This is a genomic window from Microvirga tunisiensis, assembly GCF_009296175.1.
GTDB classification, from domain to species: Bacteria; Pseudomonadota; Alphaproteobacteria; order Rhizobiales; family Beijerinckiaceae; genus Microvirga; species Microvirga tunisiensis.
In genome coordinates this window covers 1-4,437 of sequence record NZ_VOSK01000437.1, presented here as the reverse complement: position 1 = coordinate 4,437, position 4,437 = coordinate 1, and the positions used below count along the sequence as shown (strand labels likewise).

4 protein-coding genes are annotated in these 4,437 nt (G+C 59.7%); all 4 read left to right on the top strand.

The features are described 5' to 3' along the window. Positions 1–485 precede the first annotated feature (485 nt). The 4 genes from FS320_RS38735 (at position 486) to FS320_RS38720 (ending at position 4,322) form a co-directional block, all read left to right on the top strand. The gene (locus FS320_RS38735) at positions 486–716 is read left to right on the top strand and encodes a hypothetical protein (RefSeq protein ID WP_152717658.1); all 231 of its coding nucleotides are present in this window, start codon (positions 486–488) and stop codon (positions 714–716) included. Between the two features lie 267 nt (positions 717–983). Continuing rightward, positions 984–2,072 (top strand): DUF2279 domain-containing protein, encoded by a 1,089-nt coding sequence (locus FS320_RS38730; protein WP_162003522.1) that lies wholly within the window; start codon positions 984–986, stop codon positions 2,070–2,072. Between the two features lie 573 nt (positions 2,073–2,645). Further along, positions 2,646–3,413: an outer membrane protein gene (locus tag FS320_RS38725; protein ID WP_152717654.1), complete on the top strand. Its 768-nt coding sequence runs from the start codon at positions 2,646–2,648 to the stop codon at positions 3,411–3,413. A gap of 303 nt (positions 3,414–3,716) precedes the next feature. Continuing rightward, positions 3,717–4,322: a hypothetical protein gene (locus tag FS320_RS38720; RefSeq protein WP_152717652.1), complete on the top strand. Its 606-nt coding sequence runs from the start codon at positions 3,717–3,719 to the stop codon at positions 4,320–4,322. The last annotated feature ends 115 nt before the right edge of the window (positions 4,323–4,437 follow it).

The window sequence follows — 4,437 nt, the reverse complement described above, 5'->3', positions numbered from 1 at the left end:
GATCGAGCGGCACGCTCATATTGAGCAGCCCGAGCATGGCGCTGCTTCATGAAAGAACCCCGTCCGGGCAATCCGAACGGGGCACAGTTGGCGAAGGCCTCTGGTGCGGGGATGGGAATGTGAGGCCCTCGGAGAAGGAAGCATGCCTTGTCCGGGGACGGATTGCTTGACCGATCAAGACAACGGCTGAACTCTTCGGGACAATCGGCCTTTCCGGAGGGATTTTACCTGCGTCCCGACGTGTCGGTTTGGACACGACAGGCCCGGAAAAGTGGATGAGAAGCGCCCAACGTGGGCCCGCCCAATCTCATAAAGGCAGTTCTTCGTTCATAGAACATCGCGGGGCTTGGTCCTTGGAAGACGGCCGGTGTTGTGGGACTCTTCGGGCCAAGGGCGTAGGTCGGCCGTCGTGGTATATCTTGTTGGTCTGGTGCACCGTAGCGCACCTGCAAAGACAGCTCATCACTCTCTCGGGGAGTTCCAACATGAGCGAAGTCACTATTTCACAAGTCATCTCCCGCCGACGTGCTCTTTCGCTCGTGGGTTGGACGGCTGCCCTTGGCCTCGCAGCGCCCGCTGCGATGCTGACGGTGTCAGATGCTGAGGCCCAGACCCATGGCATGGAACGGCGTGGGGAGCGGCGGACAGGTCGCCACGTGCGGCGTCAGGAGCGGCGCAACGGAGCGAGAGCCCCGATCAATTGCCATAAAACGTGATCGGCTGGGCAGGGACAGGCGGGTCCGTGACATCGGTTAATGTCATATGGCATGCATGTCTATGAAATCAGGGCAGGGATCGCGTCGTCGGGATTGCCGACACTCGCGGCGGTCCGGCGCCGTCGAACATGGTCCTGCGCCTCCCTGGGTGCGACTTAAGAAGCTCTTCACGAAGGTTGCGATAGAAAATCTCCTGTTCCAATCTTCGGGCCTAAGAAACGTAGGCATAGGGGGAACAGGCTGATGCATGGCATGTCTGCGCGGGGGATGAACACAAGTACGCTCAAGCCTGACGCGAAGCGAAACCTGCGGCCGTTCGCCATTATCGCTTGTCTGTCGGTCCTGGCCGACCCACTTGGTGCGCGGGGTCCGACAGGAGCTTTGGCGCAGACGACGGAGACGTTGGAAGGGGCTCGTGCCAAGAAGATCCACAAAGGCAGATCGCCCGCGCCACGGGCTGCTCCGCCGCCCCCGGCGAGCACGCGCGCCGAGGCTTCGGCGCCGGTTCCCCCGACATTCTATTCCCTGAGCACGCTGGGCGATCACCTCTATTCCGTGCGATGGGAGTTGGCCGCAGTCGGCGCCGGTCTGGTTGCGATCGGGCTCCGCGACTGGGATTGGGGCGGCTCCGAGTTTCAGTTCATCGAGGAGGGATGGTTCGCCAAGAACACGCCGCATGGCGGGATGGATAAGATTGGCCATGCCTTCTCCACCTACGTCATCGCCGACATCCTGACGGACCGGATCCGGGCGAATGCGTCCAATCCCGCAGGTGCCCCGATCACAGGGGCGCTCGTCGCCTTCGGCATTATGGGATTGGGCGAGACCCTGGACGGATTCACGGGCAAGCACCGCTTCTCGCGTGAGGACATTGTCGCGAACGGCATTGGTGCAGCCTTCGCCATTCTGCGGAATTCCGTCCCTGGCTTGCGGGAGAAGCTCGATTGGCGGCTGATGTACACGCCGGCGAGTTTTGAGCGGCCGGGCATTACAGCATCAGAAGAGGCCGGCCTCCTTCCGCCCTACCAGCGCCAGCGCTACATCATGGCGCTCAAAGGCAGCGGGTTCGAGACGCTCAAGAACACTCCTCTGCGCTACGCTGAACTGCACGTCGGCTTCGATGCGCGCGGCTTTGAGCTGGACGAGCGTCGACTCGGCTACCCGATTGAACGGACGTTATATGTCGGAGTCGGCCTGAACCTCAACGAAGTCCTGTTCGGAGCGGGGTCTGCCCCGAACTTCCGGAAATACAAGAACACACTCCCGGCCTGGGCTGTGCAGAAGACGTTCGAATACCTCCAGGTTCCGTACACGGCGGCCTATGCCGGACATCGCTTCTCGAGAATCCGCAGGTAGCCGAGCGTGTCGTCCACATTGGGACATGTGACCTGCAAATCTCATCATGCGGCGGCTTATGGTGACCGCGGAGCTGAACTTGCACCTGCTTGCATGGTGTAGCTACGATCCGCTGTAATCAGAACCCAGCGATGGCTCCCTCGCTTCGGATCCCAAGGCGAGCAGGTGAGCGATTTAAGAAAAGCTCGCAACATGGCCCGTGATGAGACGGCCCCATCAAACCGTCTGGGACCGGCAATCACTCACTCGCCCCATCATGCAAAGACCCTGCCCTTTGCGGGGCAGGGTCAGTGTGAGTTCCTCGCCTTCAGGGTGACGCCCGAAAGCACAGTAACTACGCCACGCAGCTTTCATGACGTCAATATTAAAACTGCATTAACCCTACTTGTCAGAACAACGCATGAGATAATAAATGATAGATACTGCAGAAGTTCCTATATTACTCTTTTGAGGTACTTCAGCTGCGCAAGTATCCGTTCAGGATATGATCAACTGTTGCTCATTTGCTATAGTAGCGAGCGAATAGATCGCCCTAAGCTGTGCCGGTTACTCTCTGCACAAGGGGTGATTACCATGAGAAAGTCTCTTCTTTATCTGCTAGCCGGCACGGCTCTTTCGGCCCTTGGCTTCTCGGCTGCCTCTGCGGCTGATCTTCCGCAGGCCCCACCTCCGGCTCCGATCATTGCGGCGCCGATCTTCACGTGGACCGGGTTCTACGCCGGTGTGAACGCCGGCTGGGGCTGGCGTGACGATAATCGACAAGCGGTCGTCCTTGGCGGCGCGGTGCCAGGCACCCTGTTCTTCCCGGGCAACGGCGACGGCGGGTTCACCGGTGGTGGTCAGATCGGCTACAACTACCAGATCGGCTCCTTCGTGATCGGTGTTGAGACCGACATCCAGTGGGCCGACACCGACCAAGCCGAAGACGTGGCGTTCGTTCCGTTCGGCGCCGGCACCTTCGTGCCCGGCTCCTTCGACAACGATCTGTCGGATTGGTTCGGCACGGTGCGGGCCCGTGCCGGTGTGGCCTTCGATCGCGTGTTGATCTACGCCACCGGTGGTCTGGCCTATACCGACGATAACACCGGCTGGGTCGCCGGTGCTGGCGTCGAATGGGCTCTGCCGGTGAACTGGTTCGGCTCCTCGGCGGTGACCTTCGGCCTCGAAGGGCTGTGGATTAGCGTCGACAGTGATGACGACAACTTCGAGCGGTCGGTCGGGACCTTCACGCCGGCCGGCGGCGGACCGGCCGTCGAACTGTTTTCGCCAGTGGGGCAGGATAACGAGAACGAGTTCTTCGTGGCGCGCGCCAAGCTGAACTTCAAGTTCGGCACCTACTGAGGTCATTGTCGCTGAACAAAGACACTCCGTTCGGTCCGAGCGCCCGAACGGAGTGTCCCTTGGGCTGCGGCTACGCTGCATCCGCATTTTGCGGCATTGCCCCACACGTGTCCGGGTCGAACTTTAGCAGGACCGAAGTCAGAACCGACCCGAAATCAAGCCTTCTCTTGCAGGCATCCAGCATCACAAAGAATGCGAGACGTCCATCCTCTGATAAAACGGATACGACGCTCAGGCAGGCTCTGGTCGCAACCACTGGAGGCGTAGCAGTCAGTGAGCAATAGACTTACGCGAAGTGATCCCATGGCGCGTGTGGCCGAACCAGCGCCTATCCTGAACAGACTTGGCCTTCCAGCTCCGATGCTGTCGAAGATTGGGGCTATTACTGTCCTTGCCCGCACGATCGAGTACGAAACAGAGATGACCGTTTCGGCCTTAGGGGGACATGAACCGATCGATAAGCACCATTCCATCAAAAGGCGCGTTGTCGGCGATTGGATTAAGGCGCTTGCGGGAGTCAGCGCGTCGTTACCAGCAAGTGAGTTCAGGAACCTCATTGCGATGTGGTGCCATGCGGCGGAGCCTGCATTCACACGCTGGAACAGCATCGTTCATGCCATCACCCTTGACGCCCACAATGAATGGGCGAGGTCGTTGAAAAACCCGCGAAGGCATGGTGAGATGCGCAAGGGAGAGCCCTCTGGCTTCCATGTGGGCGAACAGTCGCTGGCATTGATGGAGCAGGTCTTTGCCGTCCTGTACCGGGTTCTGGTGACAATCGAATGGATCGTGTGCCAAAGGAACATGGAGGTTGCAGAAAACACCGCCAAGACCCTGCTCTCGGCTCTTCGGGAGGCAAGGTCGGCAAGCCGGGTATTTGAGGATCTTGCCGCGGCCCCATCAGATTAACTCAAGAGCGACCGGCCACACATGGCCTTCCGCACTATTCCACCTGTCAGCTGTCGCGGAGTCTGTGCGTGCGATGGTGTGAGCCCGGAATGTCTTCAAAGGTCCCCCGGATCTA